This is a genomic window from Microbacterium commune (assembly GCF_014836945.1).
GTDB classification, from domain to species: Bacteria; Actinomycetota; Actinomycetes; order Actinomycetales; family Microbacteriaceae; genus Microbacterium; species Microbacterium commune.
The window spans coordinates 583,649-602,892 of record NZ_JACSPX010000001.1; the positions used below are offsets into that span (position 1 = coordinate 583,649).

16 protein-coding genes and 1 riboswitch are annotated in these 19,244 nt (G+C 70.2%); of the genes, 8 read left to right on the forward strand and 8 right to left on the reverse strand.

From position 1 onward, the window contains the following. Nucleotides 1-21: 21 nt before the first annotated feature. Both H9633_RS02770 and H9633_RS02775 read left to right on the forward strand, forming a co-directional pair. On the forward strand, nt 22-1,251 hold the full coding sequence (locus H9633_RS02770; RefSeq protein WP_191712009.1) for an MFS transporter: 1,230 nt from the start codon (nt 22-24) through the stop codon (nt 1,249-1,251). A 78-nt stretch (nt 1,252-1,329) separates the two neighbouring features. Further along, nucleotides 1,330-2,055 carry a DUF6882 domain-containing protein gene (locus H9633_RS02775; protein ID WP_191712010.1) on the forward strand — a complete coding sequence of 242 codons (726 nt, stop codon included), beginning with the start codon at nt 1,330-1,332 and terminating at the stop codon, nt 2,053-2,055. A 77-nt stretch (nt 2,056-2,132) separates the two neighbouring features. On the opposite strand, the gene H9633_RS02780 is transcribed toward H9633_RS02775, so the two are convergent. Then, nucleotides 2,133-3,014 (reverse strand): bifunctional methylenetetrahydrofolate dehydrogenase/methenyltetrahydrofolate cyclohydrolase, encoded by an 882-nt coding sequence (locus H9633_RS02780; protein WP_191712011.1) that lies wholly within the window; start codon nt 3,012-3,014, stop codon nt 2,133-2,135. A 98-nt stretch (nt 3,015-3,112) separates the two neighbouring features. Then, nucleotides 3,113-4,387 carry a serine hydroxymethyltransferase gene (glyA, locus tag H9633_RS02785; RefSeq protein ID WP_071643521.1) on the reverse strand — a complete coding sequence of 425 codons (1,275 nt, stop codon included), beginning with the start codon at nt 4,385-4,387 and terminating at the stop codon, nt 3,113-3,115. Between the two features lie 36 nt (nt 4,388-4,423). Beyond that, nucleotides 4,424-4,506, reverse strand: a riboswitch (ZMP/ZTP riboswitch). Nucleotides 4,507-4,649: 143 nt separating this feature from the next. Here glyA and H9633_RS02790 point away from each other — a divergent pair. The 4 genes from H9633_RS02790 to H9633_RS02805 are packed head-to-tail and all read left to right on the forward strand — an operon-like array spanning nt 4,650 to nt 8,041. Then, nucleotides 4,650-5,837 carry an N-acetylglucosamine-6-phosphate deacetylase gene (locus tag H9633_RS02790; protein ID WP_191712012.1) on the forward strand — a complete coding sequence of 396 codons (1,188 nt, stop codon included), beginning with the start codon at nt 4,650-4,652 and terminating at the stop codon, nt 5,835-5,837. 59 nt (nt 5,838-5,896) lie between these two features. Further along, on the forward strand, nt 5,897-6,268 hold the full coding sequence (locus H9633_RS02795; RefSeq protein ID WP_071643523.1) for a YrdB family protein: 372 nt from the start codon (nt 5,897-5,899) through the stop codon (nt 6,266-6,268). 23 nt (nt 6,269-6,291) lie between these two features. Then, entirely contained in the window at nt 6,292-7,653 is a 1,362-nt protein-coding gene (locus H9633_RS02800) for an FAD-binding oxidoreductase (RefSeq protein ID WP_071643524.1), read from the forward strand. Next, the gene (locus H9633_RS02805; RefSeq protein ID WP_191712013.1) at nt 7,646-8,041 is read left to right on the forward strand and encodes an NUDIX hydrolase; all 396 of its coding nucleotides are present in this window, start codon (nt 7,646-7,648) and stop codon (nt 8,039-8,041) included. Before H9633_RS02800 ends, H9633_RS02805 begins: the two co-directional genes overlap by 8 nt. Nucleotides 8,042-8,066: 25 nt before the next feature. Here the strand turns inward: H9633_RS02805 and nagB are convergent, their stop codons facing one another. Both nagB and H9633_RS02815 read right to left on the reverse strand, forming a co-directional pair. Beyond that, nucleotides 8,067-8,846, reverse strand: a complete 780-nt coding sequence (nagB, locus tag H9633_RS02810) for a glucosamine-6-phosphate deaminase (protein WP_191712014.1) — start codon at nt 8,844-8,846, stop codon at nt 8,067-8,069. A gap of 169 nt (nt 8,847-9,015) precedes the next feature. Then, nucleotides 9,016-10,164 carry an ROK family transcriptional regulator gene (locus tag H9633_RS02815; protein WP_318247174.1) on the reverse strand — a complete coding sequence of 383 codons (1,149 nt, stop codon included), beginning with the start codon at nt 10,162-10,164 and terminating at the stop codon, nt 9,016-9,018. A gap of 207 nt (nt 10,165-10,371) precedes the next feature. Between H9633_RS02815 and H9633_RS02820 the strand changes: the two genes are divergently transcribed. After that, the gene (locus tag H9633_RS02820) at nt 10,372-11,838 is read left to right on the forward strand and encodes a L,D-transpeptidase family protein (RefSeq protein WP_318247175.1); all 1,467 of its coding nucleotides are present in this window, start codon (nt 10,372-10,374) and stop codon (nt 11,836-11,838) included. A gap of 73 nt (nt 11,839-11,911) precedes the next feature. Here H9633_RS02820 and H9633_RS02825 read toward each other — a convergent pair whose 3' ends face one another. Next, complete coding sequence (locus H9633_RS02825) at nt 11,912-14,128, reverse strand: NADP-dependent isocitrate dehydrogenase (RefSeq protein WP_191712015.1); 2,217 nt, start codon at nt 14,126-14,128, stop codon at nt 11,912-11,914. A 128-nt stretch (nt 14,129-14,256) separates the two neighbouring features. Between H9633_RS02825 and H9633_RS02830 the strand changes: the two genes are divergently transcribed. Next, nucleotides 14,257-14,715, forward strand: coding sequence for a GNAT family N-acetyltransferase (locus H9633_RS02830; RefSeq protein ID WP_071643528.1), 459 nt, complete (start codon nt 14,257-14,259; stop codon nt 14,713-14,715). A gap of 10 nt (nt 14,716-14,725) precedes the next feature. Here H9633_RS02830 and H9633_RS02835 read toward each other — a convergent pair whose 3' ends face one another. Genes H9633_RS02835 through H9633_RS02845 form a run of 3 tightly spaced genes read right to left on the reverse strand, consistent with a single transcriptional unit; the run spans nt 14,726 to nt 19,208 of the window. Then, entirely contained in the window at nt 14,726-15,490 is a 765-nt protein-coding gene (locus tag H9633_RS02835) for a hypothetical protein (protein ID WP_191712016.1), read from the reverse strand. 53 nt (nt 15,491-15,543) lie between these two features. Further along, on the reverse strand, nt 15,544-17,352 hold the full coding sequence (locus H9633_RS02840) for an ABC transporter ATP-binding protein (protein WP_191712017.1): 1,809 nt from the start codon (nt 17,350-17,352) through the stop codon (nt 15,544-15,546). Further along, the gene (locus tag H9633_RS02845; RefSeq protein WP_191712018.1) at nt 17,349-19,208 is read right to left on the reverse strand and encodes an ABC transporter ATP-binding protein; all 1,860 of its coding nucleotides are present in this window, start codon (nt 19,206-19,208) and stop codon (nt 17,349-17,351) included. Before H9633_RS02845 ends, H9633_RS02840 begins: the two co-directional genes overlap by 4 nt. Between the last annotated feature and the right edge of the window lie 36 nt (nt 19,209-19,244).

The window sequence follows — 19,244 nt, forward strand, 5'->3', positions numbered from 1 at the left end:
GCAGGACCCGAGGATGCCGTCGTGAGCCGCGGGCTCGCGGCGATGGCCGACCGCAACTTCCGCTGGTTCTTCCTCGCCAGGGCCATCACGATGGTGACCGGGGCGATGTCGTCGATCGCCCTGGCCTTCGCCGTGCTCGAGATCGACAACGACCCGTTCAGCCTGTCGCTCGTGCTGACCGCGTTCACAGTCGCCAACGTCGTCTTCCTGCTGTTCGGCGGGGTGGTCGCCGACCGTCTTCCCCGCGCGCTGGTGATCCAGGTCTGCTACGTGCTCGACATCCTCTCGATCGGCACGATCGCGGCGCTGCTGTTCACCGGCACCGCGAGCATCCCCGCGGTCGCCGCACTCGCGGCGATGAACGGCGCGTCGACGGCGTTCGTCATGCCGGCGATGCAGGGCATCATCCCGCAGCTGACCAGTGCCGAGAATCTGCAGCAGGCCAACGCGATGCTCTCGTTCGTGCGTTCGGCCGTCACGATCGGCGGCCCGGTGATCGCCGGGATCCTCGTGACCACGGTCGGCCCCGCCTGGGCGATGATCGTGCAGATGGCGGGCTGGCTTCTCGCCATCCCGATCCTCGCCATGGTCCGACTGCCTCCGCCGGCCGGCGACGGCGGCTTCTCGCTGTTCGCCGATCTGCGCGAGGGCTGGTCGGAGTTCTGGAGCCGCTCGTGGCTGGTCGTCGTCGTGCTCGCGTTCATGATCATGAACGCCATCCACGTCGGCGCGTGGGGCGTCGTCGGCCCCTACATCGCGAAGAACGACGACCGCCTGGGCATCGCCGGGTGGGGCTGGGTGGTCAGCGCGGAGGGTCTCGGCGTGCTGCTGATGACGCTGGTGCTGATGTGGTTCCCGCTGAGGCGGCCGCTGCGCTTCGGGATGCTGGGGATGAGCCTGTTCGCGATCCCGCTGACCATGCTCGGGCTGCACCCCGCGGTGGTGATCGTGGCGATCGCCGCGTTCCTCGCCGGCGCCGGTGCGGAGGTCTTCAGCACCGGGTGGAACGTCGCGATGATGGAGAACATCCCGCTCGACAAGCTCAGCCGCGTCTCGAGCTACGACATGCTCGGCAGCTTCGTCGTCATGCCGATCGGCACGCTCGTGTACGGCTGGCTGATCACGCACGCCGCCCCCGCGACCGTGCTGATCACCTCGGGCATCCTGTACGCCGCGATCGCCCTCGCGACGGTCATGGTGCCGAGCGTGTGGCGGATGGGCCGCACCGAGGCGGCGACCGCGCGGGACTGATCCAGGCGACGACGTGACCATAGCCACCTTTCAGAAGACGCGTCGGCGGGTCATAGCATCCGCCGCCAGACTGGAAGCATGAGCTTCGAGACGCTTCGCGCGCTGGCCGACCGCGCCGCCCTGTTCACCGCCCTCCGTCAGGATCAGCTCGCCGCCGCGACCTCGTCGCTGGGCGAGCACCGCTGGGATGCCGATCTGGCCACGGGCACGTTCGCGTTCACCGCGCACGACGACCTCGCCCGCACCCTCGAGGCGGTGCCGCACCTGCTCGTCTCCATCGCGCCCGGTCCGCGCTCGCTGATGTGGTCGTGGGCGCTGCCGCAGGGCGACCGCAGCGGCATCACCGACGCGCTGCGTGTGTACGGCGAGCAGCACGGCATCACCGAGCTGACCCGGGGTGAGCTGGCGTTCCCCGACGACGTCGGCGATGACGTGGACGCGTGGATCGTCGACATCGCGGACGTGATCGGCGCGGCCGCCGTCGAGATCACGGGCCGCTCGCCGTACTACTCCGCGCCGTTCGGCGGCGGGTCCAGGGCGGTGCTGCTGCTCGATGTGCCGCTGCCCCCGCTCTCCGTCGCCGCCGCGGTCGCCGCCCTCCCCCGCGTGCTGAGCGACCTCGAGCTGAGCGATCCGCGCTCGTCGGTGTGGGATCTCGCGCGCCTGGCCGGGTGGCGGCTGGAGTGGGCCGACGAGGCGTTCTCGGCGGCCGAGGTCACCGACGCCACGGGGTCTGCGACCTTCGACTTCGACGAGTACGCGCGCATCACCGGCATCCGCGGTCGGCTCTCGGCGACAGCCTGACCCGCCTCCCGCATCGGACAGCCGGCCGGCCTCCGGCACCAGACGGCCCCACCCGCCTCCGGCGCCGCACCGCCTGATCAGCCGGCGGCGCGCTCCGCTGCCTCGACGACGTTCGTCATGAGCAGGGCGACGGTCATCGGGCCGACGCCGCCGGGGTTCGGCGAGACGAAGCCGGCGACCTCAGCGACATCCGGGTGCACGTCGCCGTAGACGCGGGACTTCCCCGTCTCTGGGTCGTCCTCGCGGGTGACGCCCACATCGAGCACCGCGGCCCCCGGCTTCACGTCTTCCGCCCTGATGAGGTGCTTGACCCCGGCACCGGCGACGATCACGTCGGCCTGACGCAGGTACGGCGACATGTCGCGAGTGCCGGTGTGCACCTGGGTGACCGTGGCGTTGACGGCACGGCGGGTGAGCAGCAGCCCCATCGGACGGCCGATCGTCACCCCGCGGCCGACCACGACCACGTGCTTGCCGTTCAGGTCGTAGTCGTTGCGCAGCAGCAGCTCGATCACGCCGCGCGGCGTGCACGGCAGCGGCGTGTGGATGGGGCCGTTGACGTTGAGCACGAGCCGCCCGAGGTTGGTCGGGTGCAGTCCGTCGGCATCCTTCGCCGGGTCGATGCGCTCGAGGATCGCATCGGTGTCGAGGTGCTTCGGCAGCGGCAGCTGCACGATGTACCCGTGGCAGTCGGGATCGGCGTTCAGCTCGTCGATCAGAGCCTCGACGTCGGCCTGCGTGGCATCCGCCGGCAGCTCGCGCTGGATCGAGTTCATCCCGATCGCTTCGGACTGCCTGTGCTTCATGCCGACGTACAGCTGCGACGCCGGATCGGCGCCGACCAGCACCGTCGCGATGCCGGGCACGATGCCCCGCTCGCGCAGCGACGCGACGCGCTCGGCCAGCTCGGTCTTGATGGCGGCGGCGGCCGCCTTCCCGTCGAGGATCTTCGCGGTCATGACCGCTCCCTTCATCGAGAGACCACATTCCGCGTGAGACACCGCGTCGCAACGGGTGTCTCACGCGCGACGTGGTTTCTCACGCGTGTTCGTGCGGCTTACTGCTGCAGGTCGGGGTACAGCGGGAAGCCGGCGGCGAGCGCGTCCACGCGGGCGCGCAGCGCCTCGACGTCGGCGCCGGGCTGCAGCGCCAGCGCGATCACGTCGGCGACCTCGGTGAACTCGGCGTCGCCGAAGCCGCGGGTCGCGAGCGCGGGGGTGCCGATCCGCAGACCCGAGGTGACCATCGGCGGGCGGGGGTCGTTGGGCACCGCGTTGCGGTTCACCGTGATGTGGATCTCGTGCAGCAGGTCTTCGGCCTGCTTGCCGTCGATCTCGGCGTCACGCAGGTCGACGAGCACGAGGTGCACGTCGGTGCCGCCCGAGCGCACGGCGATGCCGGCGTCCTTCACGTCCTGCTGCGAGAGGCGCTCGGCGATGATCGCCGCACCGCGCAGCACGCGCTCCTGGCGCTCCTTGAACTCCGGGGTGCCGGCGATCTTGAACGCGGTCGCCTTCGCCGCGATCACGTGCATGAGCGGGCCGCCCTGCTGACCGGGGAACACGGCGGAGTTGATCTTCTTCGCGATGTCGGCGTCGTTGGTGAGGATGAAGCCCGAGCGGGGGCCGCCGATGGTCTTGTGCACGGTCGACGAGACCACGTGCGCGTGCGGCACGGGGTTCGGGTGCAGGCCCGCGGCGACGAGGCCGGCGAAGTGCGCCATGTCGACCCACAGCAGAGCGCCGACCTCGTCGGCGATCGCGCGGAACGCGGCGAAGTCGAGGGTGCGCGGGTAGGCCGACCAGCCGGCGATGATGACCTTCGGCTTGTGCTCGAGGGCGAGGCGACGCACCTCGTCCATGTCGATCGTCGAGGTCTCGGGGTTCACGCCGTAGGCGACGATGTCGTACAGCCGGCCCGAGAAGTTGATCTTCATGCCGTGCGTCAGGTGGCCGCCCTGGTCGAGCGAGAGGCCGAGCAGCGTGTCGCCGGGGCGCGCGATGGCGTGCAGCACGGCGGCGTTGGCCGTGGCTCCGGAGTGCGGCTGCACGTTGGCGAACTCGGCGCCGAACAGCTCCTTGGCGCGGGCGATCGCGAGCTCCTCCGCGACATCGACCTCTTCGCAGCCGCCGTAGTAGCGGCGCCCGGGGTAGCCCTCGGCGTACTTGTTGGTGAGCACCGAGCCCTGCGACTGCAGCACCGAGACGGGCACGAAGTTCTCGGACGCGATCATCTCGAGGAAGGTCTGCTGACGCTTCAGCTCGCGATCGAGGACCTCGGCGATCTCGGGGTCGACCTCGGCGAGCGGGGCGTTGAAGTAGCGGTCGGTCATGACGGTCTCCTGTTCACACGGGAAATAGGGGTGTTCCTCATCGGCCCAGGCGCGCGGTCGATTCCTATGAGGCCGCTCCCCGGTGGTGACCCACCCAGACGCCAGTCGCGACGCAAGAAGCTTAGCGGATCGAGGCCTGGTGTCCCCCGCGCGCGGGCGCCCTCCGCGTCACATTCCCGCGCCGCGATACATTCGGTTCATCATCCTCTCGGGCCCCCCGCGCTTCGGGCGGCCGGGCACTCGACAGATTCCGGAGCAGACGATGCCCCTGACACAGGCGATCACCACCGACTTCCGCGGCTCGCGCGTGATCCACTCCGCGCGGATCGTGGACGGCGACGCCGGCATCGTCGAGGACGGCTGGGTGCGCTTCGAGCACGGACGGGTGGCAGCGCGCGGCACCGGCGACGACTGGGCGCCCGCCGATGAGGTGATCGACGCGACCGCGGTCGCGGGACCGGATGCCCTGCTCACCCCCGGCTTCATCGACATCCACGGTCACGGCGGAGCGGGTGTCGCATACGACGACGGCATCGAGGCCATCCGCCGCGGACGCGACATGCATCGCAGCCACGGCACGACGCGCGCGGTGATCTCGCTCGTCACGGCGACGGTCGACGAGCTGGCGGAGCAGGTCGCCTCGATCGCCGACCTCGTCGAGACCGACGCTGACATCCTCGGCAGCCACCTGGAGGGTCCCTTCCTCGATCCGGGGCACCAGGGCGCGCACGAACCGTCGCTGCTGCGGCATCCGCAGTCCGCCGACGTGTCGCGGCTGCTCGACGCCGGACGGGGGACCGTCAGACAGGTGACCATCGCCCCCGAGCTGCCCGGTGGACTCGACGCGGTGCGCCTGGTCGTCGCCGCCGGAGCGGCGGCGGCGGTCGGGCACACGGATGCCGATGCCGACATCGCACGTCGGGCGTTCGACGCCGGGGCGACGATCCTCACCCACGCGTTCAACGCGATGAACGGCATCCACCACCGCGCGCCGGGCCCCGTGCTGACCGCCGCGGCCGACCCCCGGGTCGTGCTCGAGGGCATCGCCGACAACTTCCACCTCTCCCCCGCCGTCATCAAGCTGCTCTTCGACATCGCGCCGGGTCGCGTCGCGCTGATCACGGATGCCATGGCCGCGGCCGGCAGCGCCGACGGGCACTACGACCTCGGGGCGGTGAAGGTGACGGTGAAGGACGGCATGGCTCGCACCGACGGCACCGGCTCCATCGCGGGGTCGACGCTCACCCAGGACGTGGCGCTCCGCCGGGCGGTGGAGGCGGGGGTTCCTCTGGGCGACGCCGTCCAGGCGCTCACCGCCACCCCCGCGCGGGCGATCGGCCGCGCTGACTCGCTGGGTGCGCTGCGGCCCGGCATGGTCGCGGATGCGGTGCTGCTCAGCGCCGGGTTCGAGGTGGCGCGCGTGTGGGTCGGAGACGCCGCACGCCGTTGAGCGGGCGGGCACCGACCGACGAGGATGGCGTCCCGCAGAGCGCCGAATAGACTGGGAGCATGTCCCAGAACACCGCCGCCGAACCGGGCGTCCAGCGTCCGACGATCACTCCGCTCGACATCGTCCGTGTTCTGGTGCTGATCGCCGCCCTCGCCTCGCTCGCGCTGTGGGGCTTCGGTGAATGGCCGATGCCGTGGAGCATCGTCGTCGGCATCGGGGCGCCGGTGGCGACGCTGCTGATCTGGGCTCTCTTCCTCTCCCCCCGCCCGGTGCTGCGCCTGCACCCGTTCCTGCGTGCGGTGGTCGAGGTGCTCATCTACGTCGGTGTCACCCTGGCATGGTGGTCGATGGGTCAGGCCTGGGCGGGGATCGCGTTCGCTGTCGTCGCCGTCACCTCCGGCGTCATCGCCGGACGACGAGCACTGGACTGATCCGTCGTGCAGCGGGCCCGAGCATGACCGTCCTCGAGCGTCTTGAGCGCGAGCTCGGCGACATCGTCGACACCGCCGCCGACGTGCTCGACGACGCCCGCGCGGATCGCAGCGGCCATCGCTCCTCGGGAGCGCCGATCGCCGTCGTGCACGCCCGCTCGGTCGACGACGTGCAGCGGGTGATGCGCATCGCGTCCGCCACGGGCACCCCCGTCGTGGTGCGGGGTGCGGGAACGGGTCTCGCGGGTGCCGCCAACGCGGGCCCGGGAGAGATCGTGCTGTCCACCGCGCGGATGAACCGGGTCCTCGAGGTGCGTCAAGACGACCTGCTCGCGGTCGTCGAGCCTGGCATCCTGAACGCCGAGCTGAACGCGCAGCTGGCCGCGCACGATCTGTGGTGGCCGCCGGACCCCGCCAGCCGCGAGATCTCGACGGTCGGCGGCAACATCGCCACCGGGGCCGGCGGGCTTCTCTGCGCGAAGTACGGAGTCGTCCGCGATGCCGTGCTGGGCGTCGACATCGTGCTCGCCGACGGTCGGCTGCTGCGGCTCGGCCACCGCACCGTCAAGGGCGTCACGGGCCTCGATCTCACCTCGCTCGTGATCGGCTCGGAGGGCAGGCTCGGCGTCATCGTCGGCGCGACCCTCAAGCTGCGCCGACTCGTGGAGGGGGCGGTGTGCACGATCACCGCGGCGTTCCCCACCGTGCGCGACGCCGCCGCGGGCTCGGCGGCCGTCACCGCCGCGGGTGTGCAGCCGTCGATCATGGAGCTGATGGATGCCGCTTCGCTCGCGGCCGTGCACGCGCTGCTGCTGCTGCCCGCCCCGGCGTCTGGCGCCGCTCAGCTGACCATCCAGACCGACGGCCCCGCGGCCCGCGCGGACGCCGAGCGCATCGCGAGCGTGCTTCGCGAGGCCGGCGGCTCGGTGGTGCTCACCGACGACCCGATCGAGGGCGAGCGCCTTCTCGCGGTGCGCCGCTCGATGCATCCGGCCATGGCGGCGCTCGGCACCACCCTGATCGAGGATGTCGCGGTGCCCCGCAGCGCGATGGCGGCGATGTTCGACGAGATCGCGGCCATCGAGCGCGAGTTCGGCGTGAGCATCCCGACCGTCGCGCATGCCGGCGACGGCAACCTGCATCCGAATTTCATCTTCGAGGGCGAGATCGTGCCGCCGCGCATCTGGGCTGCGGCCGACGAGCTGTTCCGCGCCGCGATCCGCCTCGGTGGCACGCTCACCGGCGAGCACGGGGTCGGGATCCTGAAGAGCCGCTGGCTCGCCGAGGAGCTCGGCGACGACCAGTGGGAGATCCAGCGGCAGATTCTGCGCGTCTTCGACCCTCAGGGCATCCTCAACCCCGGCAAGGTGTTCGCGGATGCCTGACATCAGGGTCAGCGCCGCCGTGATCGTCGACGACCGCGGGCGCGCCCTCGTCGTGCGCAAGCGCGGCACCACGAGGTTCATGCAGCCGGGCGGCAAGCCCGAGCCGGGCGAGAGCGCCGCCGCCACCCTCATCCGCGAGCTGGACGAGGAGCTGTCGCTGCAGATCGTCGAGGCCGATCTCACGCCGCTGGGCACGTTCGTCTCGGCGGCGGCGAACGAGCCCGATCATCGGGTGATCGCCGACGCGTTCGCGCTGCGCGCCCGGCCGGACGACGTGGTCGTGCAGGCCGAGCTCGCCGAGCTGCGCTGGCTCGAGCCCGGCGACTGGACGAGCGTGCCGCTCGCGCCGCTCAGCACGGAGCACCTGCTGCCGATCGCCTGGACCTGACCCAGGCGATCGGCGCAGGGCCCGGTCAGATGCCCTGCCAGGACGGCTTGTTGTCGTAGCTGTAGCGGTAGTAGTCGCGCAGGGCGAGCTTCGAGGCGGCGGCCTCGTCGAGCACGACCGTCACGTGCGGGTGCAGCTGCACGGCCGACGCGGGCAGGATCGCGCTCACCGGTCCCTCGAGAGCGGCGGCGACCGCATCCGCCTTCGACTCGCCGAACGCGAGCAGCACGAGGTGACGTGCGCGCAGGATGGTGCCGAGCCCCTGCGTGATGCAGTGACGCGGAACCTCGTCGAGCGAGTCGAAGAAGCGCGCGTTGTCCTCGCGGGTCTGCTCGGTGAGGGTCTTGAGACGCGTGGTGGACGCGAACGACGAGCCCGGTTCGTTGAAGCCGATGTGCCCGTCGGTGCCGATGCCCAGCAGCTGGATGTCGACGCCGCCCGCCTCGATGATGTCGCGCTCGTAGTCATCGCCGGCGTGGCGGATGGTCTCGAGGTCGCCGTTCGGAACGCGGATCAGATCGGGGTCGAGCCCGAGCGGTTCGATGACCTCGCGGGTGATCACCGACCGATAGCTCTCGGGATGTGCGGCGTCGAGTCCGACGTACTCATCGAGGGCGAAGCCGCGCACGTGCGACACATCGTGCCCGGTCAGCCGCTCGCGAAGGGCCTGGTAGACCGGCAGCGGGGTGGACCCCGTGGCGAGTCCGAGCACCGGGTTCTTCACCTCGTCGATGAGACGGACGATCTCGTCCGCGACGAGCGCGCCGGCGGCGGCCTTGCTCTCGAGGATCACGACTTCAGCCATGAACGGGCATCTCCTTTTCGAAGGGGTCGATCTCGGCGAGCGCAGAGCTCAGCAGCGCAGCGCCGATCGCCGCGACCGGGAAATCGGCGGGCACCAGCTCGATTCTCTCATCGAGCCGCAGCGACGGAGGAAACGGCGTCTCGATGGCGGATCGCCGCAGCCCCGCCGATCACGAGACCCCCAGCTGCGCGGAGAGGACCATCACCGCGGCGCCCCTGAGCACGATGTCCTCCTGCCGGGTGAGGCGGATGACGACGTCGGCGAACACGCCGTCGAGCGTGCGCTCGTGCAGCGTGCGTGTCGCGGCGTCGACGAAGTCGCCCTCGAGCAGCTCGGGGGATCCCGCCAGCACCACCTGCGAGAGGTCGAGAGCCGCGACGATGGGCGCGAGAGCGATGCCCAGACGAGCGCCGGCGTGGGCGAGGACATCCGGACGACGCGAGGGGTCGGCGTCGATCGTGCTCTGCAGGTGCGGGGCACTGACCCAGGCCTCGAGGCAGCCGCGCCTCCCGCATGCACACGGCGGGCCGTCGTCGGTGCCTGTCACGACGTGCCCGATCTCGCCGGCGGCGAAGCGTCCGCCGATCACCGCCCGTCCGCCGGCGATCAGCCCGGCACCGACGCCTCGCCCGATCCGGATGAGCATGAGGTCGGATCGAGCGCCGCCGAAGGTGTACTCGGCCAGGACGGCCGCGTTCGCGTCGTTGCGCACCAGCACCGGCAGGGCGAACTCGTCATGCAGGCGCTGCTCGAGGGGAAGGTCGCTCCAGTGGAGGTTCGGAGCGCTGAGCACGGTTCCGTCGGGACGGACGATGCCGGGACTTCCGACCCCGATGCCGAGCACCGGCCGGTCCGCGTCCGCGATCAGCTCGCGCACGAGCTCCGTGACTGCGGCGTAGGCCTGATCGGCGAGCACGTCGGCGGGGAACGCGACGGTGCGACGGTGCAGGATCTCGCCGTCGAGATTGAGCACGGCGCCCTCGAAGCGGTCTGTGCCGGAGATGTCGACGCCGATGATCTGGTGGCCGTCGCGATCGATGTCGATGACGATCGGCGGCTTGCCAGGGCCGGCCGCCTCGCGCACGCCGATCTCGCGGACGATGCCGTCGGCGATGCACTCCCCTACCAGGTCGGAGATGGTGACGCGGGTCAGGCCGGTCTCGCGGGAGAGATCCGCTCGGCTCATCTCACCGCGGTGGTACAGCGTCTGCAGCACGAGCGAGCGGTTGTGCGACCTCGCCTGCTCGGGAAGCACCTTGCCCGTCGCCCGCAGCCCGCGACCGCCGCCGAACGAGCCGCTCAGGACACCGGGCGCCACGGCGGGCGATCCGCGATCAAGGAAGGGAGACACATTTGTTAGTACACCTTCCGAACCGGCCCCGCGCAACACCCGCCCGTCGCCGTCGCATCGCTTTATCGAAACGTTACCCCCACCCGGGCCGCGCCCCGTCGACGTTGCCTCTCCGTTACCACACGTCCCGTACCATGAAAAGACATGTCACGAAGCATCTAGGGGGGTGAGTCCGTGACCGATCTGATCTCCGGACCCGGCACCGGCCAGTCGAACGCCGTCTCATCTGACACCGAGACGATGGTTCAGCCGCCGTCGACAGGCACTCCCCCCATGGAGTGGGCGCCGATGGAGCCTGCCCCCAAGAAGCGCCGGCTCGGACTGTGGATCGGGCTGGGTGCCGGTGCACTCGCTCTCGCCGCCGGTGCCGCATCGCTGATGCTCATCGCCCCCGGTACGACGGTCGCCGGTGTGCCGGTCGGCTTCATGACACCCGGCATGGCGGCAGAAGCCGTCAGCGCGCGCACGGCGTCGACCGAGGTGCAGCTGACGGACGCCGGAGATGGGGCGACCCTCCCCGGTGCCGACCTCGGTGCGAGCATCGATGCCGCCGCCCTGACCGATGAGGCTTTCGCCGAGCGCCCGATGTGGAATCTCGGCGCCTGGATGGGCGAGCCGATCACCGCCGAGGTGACGCTCGACGCCGAGACCGCCGACAGCGCGCTGCGCGCCGCCGTCCCCTCCAGCTACACCCCGGCCACCGACGCGACGGTCGTGTTCGATGCGGCCGCGCAGGCCTACACCGCGACGCCGGCCGTGCCGGGCACGGGAGTGTCGGTCGACGGCCTGGCCGCCGCATTCACCGATGCGATCGCGGCGGGCGAGACATCATTCGACTACTCCGCCGCTCCGGCCGAGGTGCCGCCGCTGATCACCGACAGCAAGGCCGCCACGACCGTCGAGCAGCTGAACGGGATGCTGGCACAGGCCGGCTTCTACGTCGGCGAGGAGCGCACGGTGCCCCTGGCGCCCGAGGTCGTCGCGTCGTGGCTCACGGTCGACGCCGTGGAGGGCGAGCTGACGATCTCGGCGGATCCCGCCAAGATCCAGCCGTCGGTCGACGCGCTCCCGGCCCAGGTGAACCGCGAGATCGTCAACGCGCGGAACATCGTCGACTCGGACGGCACGGTTCTCAAGGCGCTCACCGAGGGCAAGGAGGGTCGCGTGCTCGGCGACACCTCGACGACCGCCGGCGACTTCGCCGAGAAGCTGACGAGCGGCGACGCCACCTTCGCGCTTCCCGTGACCGCGACGCCCTTCGAGTCGACCAGCCTGTTCCGTCGCGTCGAGGTCGACCTCAGCGAGCAGCGCACGTACCTGTACGAGAACGAGAAGCTCGTGAAGTCGTGGTCTGTGTCCACCGGCACGAGCGCCACCCCCACCGACAAGGGCCGGTTCCGCGTGTACGCGCAGCTGCGCACCCAGGACATGCGCGGCTCGAACGCCGACGGCAGCAAGTACGTCACCGAGAACGTCCCCTACATCACGTACTTCAACGGCGATGAGGCCCTGCACGGCACCTACTGGCACAGCAACTTCGGCACGCCGATGAGCCACGGCTGCGTGAACATGAGCATCGATGCCGCCCGCTACGTGTGGGAGTTCGCGACGAAGGGCACCGAGGTCTGGGTGCACGACTGATCCCACGGCGCCGATCGGCGCCGTGACGCAGAAGAGGCCGGATGCTGAGCATCCGGCCTCTTGCGTCCCTGCGTCAGAGCGCGTCGATCACGCCGTTCAGCGTCGCCGACGGACGCATCGCGGCATCCACCTTGGCCGTGTCCGGACGGTAGTAGCCGCCGATGTCGACCGGCTGCCCCTGCACGGCGTTCAGCTCGTCGACGATCTTCTGCTCGTTCGCGGCGAGCGTCTCCGCGATCGGTGCGAAGGCGGCGGCGAGGTCGGCGTCCTTCGTCTGCTTCGCCAGCTCCTGCGCCCAGTACAGGCCGAGGTAGAAGTGGCTGCCGCGGTTGTCGATCGTGCCGAGCGCGCGACCCGGCGAGCGGTCCTCCTCGAGGAAGGTGCCGGTCGCGGCATCCAGCGTCTCCGCGAGGATCCGCGCCTTCTCGTTGCCCGTCCGGTCGGCGAAGTGCTCGAGCGACGCGGCCAGGGCGAAGAACTCGCCCAGCGAGTCCCAGCGCAGGTAGTTCTCGCCGACCAGCTGCTGCACGTGCTTCGGCGCCGAGCCGCCCGCGCCGGTCTCGAACAGACCGCCGCCGGCCAGCAGCGGAACGATGCTGAGCATCTTGGCGCTGGTGCCGACCTCGAGGATCGGGAACAGGTCGGTCAGGTAGTCGCGCAGCACGTTGCCCGTCACCGAGATGGTGTCGAGGCCGTGCCGCATGCGCGCGAGCGTGTACCGCGTCGCCTCCTCGGGGGCGAGGATCGTGATCGTCAGGCCCTTGGTGTCGAGCGTGGCGAGGCCCTGGTGCACCTTGGCGATGATCTGCGCGTCGTGCGAGCGGTTCGCGTCGAGCCAGAACACCGCCGGAGCGCCGGTCGCGCGGGCCCGCGTCACGGCGAGCTTGACCCAGTCCATGACCGGGATGTGCTTGGTCTGGGTCGCACGCCAGATGTCGCCGGCACGGACGGTGTGCTCGATGAGCACGGTGCCCTCGCTGTCGAGCACCTGCACGATGCCGTCCGACGCGATCTCGAACGTCTTGTCGTGGCTGCCGTACTCCTCGGCGGCCTGGGCCATGAGGCCGACGTTCGGCACGGTGCCGATCGTCGCGGGGTCCAGCGGGCCGTTGGCGATGACATCGTCGATGACGGCCTGATAGACGCCCGCGTACGAGGAGTCGGGGATGACCGCGATGGTGTCGGCTTCGCCGCCGTCCTTACCCCACAGCTTGCCGCCGTTGCGCACCAGCGCCGGCATCGAGGCGTCGACGATCACGTCGCTGGGCACGTGCAGGTTGGTGATGCCCTTGTCGGAGTTGACGTACGACAGGCGCGGACCGTTCTCGATCGCGCGCTCGAACGCGGCGGCGATCTCCTCGCCGCCGGCGAGGCCCGACAGGCCCGAGAGGATCGATCCGAGACCGTCGTTCGCGCTGAGGCCCGAGGCCGCGAGCTGGTCGCCGTACTGCGCGAAGACGTCGCGGAAGAAGGCCTTGACGACGTGGCCGAAGATGATCGGGTCGCTGACCTTCATCATGGTCGCCTTGAGGTGCACCGAGTAGAGCACGTCATCGGCCTTGGCCTGCTCGAGCGTCTCGGCGAGGAAGGCGTCGAGCTCGGCGGCCGATAGGAACGTGGCGTCGATGATCTCCCGCGGCAGGACCTTCAGGCCCTCCTTCAGCACGGTGATGGTGCCGTCGGCGGCGACATGCTGGAAGCTCAGCACGTCGTCGTGGGCGGCCACCCACGACCGCTCGTTGCTCTTGAAGTCGTCGTGGCCCATGGTGACCACGCGGGTCTTCGAGCCCTCGGCGAACGGCTTGTTGCGGTGCGGGTGCTTCTTGGCGTAGTTCTTCACCGCGAGCGGGGCGCGGCGGTCGCTGTTGCCCTCGCGCAGCACGGGGTTCACCGCCGAGCCCTTGATCCTGTCGTAGCGAGCGCGGACGTCCTTCTCCTCGAGCGACTGCGGCTCGTCGGGGTAGTCCGGCACGTCGAAGCCCTGCCCCTGCAGCTCGGCGATGGCCGCCTTGAGCTGCGGGATGGATGCCGAGATGTTCGGCAGCTTGATGATGTTCGCCTCGGGCAGCGTGGCCAGGCCGCCGAGCTCGGCGAGCGCGTCGCCGACCTGCTGCTCGGGGGTGAGCTTCTGGGGGAAGGCGGCGAGGATGCGACCCGCCAGCGAGATGTCGCGGGTCTCCACCTCGATGCCCGCCTGACCGGTATAGGCCTTGATGATGGGCAGGAACGAAGCGGTGGCCAGGGCCGGCGCCTCGTCTGTGTAGGTGTAGATGATGGCGTCGTCGGTCACCGGGGATCTCCGTTCGCGAGGGCAGATTTATCTCGATACCAAGATACCCGAGTCTTCTGCGCCTGCCCGGGTCGCGCCCGCTCGATCCGATCTGTCACGGATCGCCGGTGACGCGCTAGCCTGGGGGCATGTCGGAACTGCGCGTGGAAGAACTCTCCGCTGCGACGATCGTCGCCGTGAACAATCTGTCGCTGCGTCCGGGCCAGGAGCAGTTCCTCGCTCCGGTGTCGTACGGCATCGCCGCGACGGTCGTGAACCCTCAGACGTCGTGGCAGCGTGTTGTGCTCGACGGCGATGAGGTGGTCGGGTTCGTCAGCGCGAGCTTCGACGCCGACACCCCCGAGGAGCACTTCCGCAGCGTGCTCTGGCGGATCAACGTCGACGCCGACGACCAGCGCCGCGGCGTCGGCAGCTTCGCCGTGCAGGCGCTCATCGAGGAGGCCCGCGCCCGCGGTGTCGACCACGTGAACGTGATCTACGAGGCCGGCGAAGACGGGCCCGAGGCCTTCTTCCGCCGTGTCGGGTTCCAGCCCGTCGGCGAGACCGAGTACTCCGAGGTCATCGCGCAGATCCGCGTCGACGGCTGACGGGCACGGCTCAAGGCCTACGGCGCATCCTCATCGTCCAGGCGATGACCGAGTCCGACGTGCGGATGGCGAGAGTACGCGCTGCGTCCCACAGGGCATCCGGCAGCTCGGCGTCCACCCGCTCGCCGCGGGCGGCGCGCTCGGCGATGTCGAAGGCGCGCTCCAGATCCTCGACCGCTGCTCGGTACATGCTGAACTCCTCGGGACTGTTCCGCGAATCGGGGCTCAGCCTGGCGTCGCGCGCTCGGCGCAGCGCGACGAGGAACGCCGCCGTCGCGGGCTGACGTCCGTCGCTCATCTGCGGGAAGGCGATCGCTCGAGCGGGATCCGTCTCGTACTCCATCCAGCGCGCGAGCAGAGCGTCGTGGCGGCCGCGCAGCCGCTCCAGCGGCGGCATGCCGCCGGTCGACATCGACGATCGCTCGGTCGAGACCCGCACCCGGCTGGCCTTGACGCGCGCGGCGGCGGCACGCGCCGCCAGCTGGGTGTCGCGCAGCGCACGACGAGCGGATGCCACGGCCGAGGCATCCACTCGCGCTGCAGCTCGGTCGGCGGTCACTCTCGCGAGATCCGCCCTGGCGATGCGAGCGGCGTCCGCCGCCGCCCTGGCCTCGACCTGGGCCTGGCGCAGCTCGAGTCGCGCCGCGTCGTAGCCGAGCCGTCTGCCGTTCACCGTCCCCCGCCTTCGCACGATCGCGTACCCGCTCGCTCCCACTCCGGCGGCGGCCGGGGCGACCCACCACAGCTCGGTGGCCAGCAGAAGGATCGGGTCCACCCCTTTAACCTAATCTCAGACCGGTGTCCGCGGCCACGCCCGCCGATCTGATCTCAGACGAGGGTCTCCTGCCACGCGGCGTGCAGCTGGGCGAACTTCCCCGTGCCGCCGATCAGCGCTGCGGGGGTGTCGTCCTCGATGATCCGGCCTTGCTCCATCACCAGCACCCGGTCGGCGATCGCGACCGTCGACAGACGGTGCGCGATGATGATCGCCGTGCGGTCGGCGAGCAGCGTCTGCAGCGCCTCCTGGATCAGTCGCTCGGACGGGATGTCGAGCGACGCGGTCGCCTCGTCGAGGATCAGCACCGCGGGGTCGGCGAGGAAGGCTCGGGCGAACGAGATCAGCTGCCGCTGCCCGGCCGAGACGCGACCTCCGCGTTTGTTGACGTCGGTGCCGTAGCCGTCGGGCAGCGACGAGATGAACTCGTCGGCGCCGACGGCACGCGCCGCGGCGCGGATCTCGTCGAGCGTCGCGTCCGGCCTGCCGAGCGCGATGTTGTCGGCGACCGTGCCGCTGAACAGATAGGCCTCCTGCGTCACCATCACGATCGCGCGGCGCAGATCCTTCGGGTGCAGCATCCTCAGGTCGATGCCGTCGAGCGTCACCCGCCCGGCGGTCGGGTCGTAGAAGCGCGAGACGAGCTTGGCGAGGGTGGACTTGCCCGCACCGGTCGTGCCCACGAGCGCGATCGTCTGGCCCGCGGGGATGTCGAGTGAGAAGTCCGGCAGGATCGTCTTGTCGTCGTTGTAGGCGAAGGTGACGTCGTCGAAGCGGATCGCGCCGCGTGACTCCCACAGGTCCACCGGCTTCTCCGGATCAGGCACGGTCGGCTGCTCCTCGAGCACGCCGGAGACCTTCTCCAGCGCCGCGGTGGCCGACTGGTAGGAGTTCAGGAACATCGCGATCTCCTGCATGGGCGCGAAGAAGTTGCGCACGTACAGCACCGTCGCGAGCAGCACCCCGACGCCCAGCGCGCCGTCGGCGACGCGCAGACCGCCCCACAGCACCACGGCGGCGAGGGTGAGCGCGGCGATGCCCATCAGCCCCGGCTCGAACGTGCCGAACAGCACCATGGAGCGTCGGTTGACGTCGCGGTAGTCGCCGGCGACGGCGCGGAAGGAGGCGTCGTTGCGCGGCTCCTTGCGGAACGACTTGACGGCGCGGATGCCGGTCATGGTCTCGACGAACTGCACGATCACCTTGGCGCTGATCACTCGGGACTCGCGGTACACGGCCTGCGAGCGCGTGTAGAACCAGCGCATGAGCATGATCAGCGGGATGCCCGCGAGCAGCAGGATCACCCCGGACTGCCAGTCCGCGATCACCAGCGCGATGAACGTGAACAGCCCGAACAGCAGGCCGGAGACGAGGTTGTTCAGACCGCCGTCGAGCAGCTCGCGGATGGAGTCCAGGTCGCTCGTCTGACGCGAGATGATGCGCCCGGAGGTGTACGACTCGTGGAACTCCAGGCTGAGGCGCTGGGTGTGCAGGAAGATCCGCTTGCGCAGATCCAGCAGCACCGCCTGCGTGATGCGAGCGGCGAGCACGACGTACAGCCCGATCAGCGCCGAGGCCAGGATCCCGGCGACGAGGTAGACGATCGTGACGGTGATCGCGGGCATCCAGTCGGCTGTCTGCAGCAGCTGCGGCAGAGCACGGTCCAGCGCGATGCCGATGAGGATGGGACCTGCCACCTGCAGCGCGGTCGAGACGACGAGCACGAGCGCGGCGAGGACGATGCGCAGGCGCAGCGGCGCGATGAGCGAGCCGAGCAGCCGCAGCGATCGCTGCCGGATCGCACGGCTCTCGCTCCTGGTGTAGTCGGAGCGGTCTTCGCCCCGGGTGCCTGCGATGCTCACGCCTGCACCTCCTCTTCGTCTGCTGATGCCACGATGTCGATCGCGCCGGTGCGCGCCGCCTCCTCGGCCTCGAGGCTCGAGATGACGTGGCGGTAGTGCGAGCTGGTGCGCAGCAGCTCGGAGTGCGTGCCCACGGCGGTGATGCGCCCTCTCTCGAGCAGCGCGACGCGGTCGGCGAGCGCGACGGTCGACGGGCGGTGCGCGACGATCAGCGCGGTCGTCTCGGCGAGCACGTGACGCAGCGCCTCCTCGACGAGCGCCTCGGTGTCGACGTCGAGGGCGGAGAGCGGGTCGTCGAGCACGAGCACCTTCGGGGCTGCGGCGACGGCGCGGGCGAGCGCCAGGCGCTGACGCTGCCCACCCGACAGGCTCAGCCCCTCTTCGCCAATGACCGTCTCGACGCCGTTGGGCAGCGTGTCGACGAACCCGGCCTGGGCGACATCGAGCGCCTCGCGCAGCACCCGCTCCGCCTCGTCGCCGTGGATGTCGAGATCGGCCCGGCCCAGCAGCACGTTCTCCCGCACGGATGCCGAGAACAGCGTCGCGTCCTCGAACGCCATCGCCACGTGCCGGCGCAGCTCGGACAGCTCGAGGTCGCGCACGTCGACGCCGTCGAGCGTCACCCGGCCACCGGTGACGTCGTACAGGCGCGCCGGCAGCGTGGTGAGCGTCGTCTTGCCCGAGCCGGTGAGACCGACGAGGGCCATGGTCTCCCCCGGGCGCAGCACGAGGTCGATCCCGTCGAGCAGATCGCGCTCGTGCGCGCCGGCATCCTGATACCGGAAGTGAGCGCCCTCGAAGGCCAGCTCGCCACGGGGCTCGGCGAGCCGCACCGGCTGCGCGGGGTCGGTGATGGTGTTCGTCTCCTGGTAGATCTCGAACACGCGGTCGGTCGCGGTGCGCGCGTCGAGCATGAACGAGAACAGGAAGCCGATCGATTCGATCGGCCAGCGCAGCACGGCGGCCATCGCGAAGAACGCGAACAGCTGCGGCACGTCGATCTGCCCCTGCACGATCAGCCAGATGCCCGCGATCAGGCTGAGCCCGAACGCGATCTGCGGCATGAGGTCGAGCCAGAACCAGATCTCGGCGACCGCGCGCCCCTTGCGCAGCTCGGTCTCGCGCAGCGTCTCGGCCTGGCGACTGAACCGCACGAGCGCGTGCTTGCCGCGCCCGAAGGCCTTGAGCACGCGGATGCCGTGCACGCTCTCCTCGACGCTGGTGGCCAGGTCGCCGGCCTGATCCTGACTGCGCCGGGCGAGCGCGCCGTAGCGCTTCTCGAATAGATAGCCCTGAATCCACATGGGCACCCCGGTGACGAGGAAGATCGCGCCGAGCAGCCAGTGCCAGCGGAACAGCAGCACGGCGCCGATCGCGATGGTGAGGATGTTGACGACGAGCAGGATCAGGCCGAACGCCAGCCACCGCCGGATGATGTTGATGTCCTGCATCATGCGGCTGAGCAGCTGCCCCGACTGCCAGCGGTCGTGGAAGGCGACGGGAAGTCCCTGCAGTCGCGAGTACAGCTGCGAGCGCATCTGGTACTCCACCTCGGTGGCGGGGGTCAGCACGAACCAGCGGCGCAGCCACACCATCACCGCCTCGCCCAGAGAGAGGGCCAGCACGCCGAACGCGCCGGCGATGACGAATCCGACGGAGTCGCCGGCGCCGCCGCCGAGATCGAAGTTCTTCACGACCTGCTCGAGCACGATCGGGATCATCAGGGCGATCACCGCGGCGGCGAGCGCGCTGAGTGCGCCCCCGATCAGGCGGCCGACGATCGGCTGCACGAAGGGCTTCAGCCGCCAGAGCGCGGCGAATGTGGACAGGGACGACGAAGACGAGCTGACAGACATGACTCTCGGTTGCGTGGCGAGTGGGTGCCGAAGATG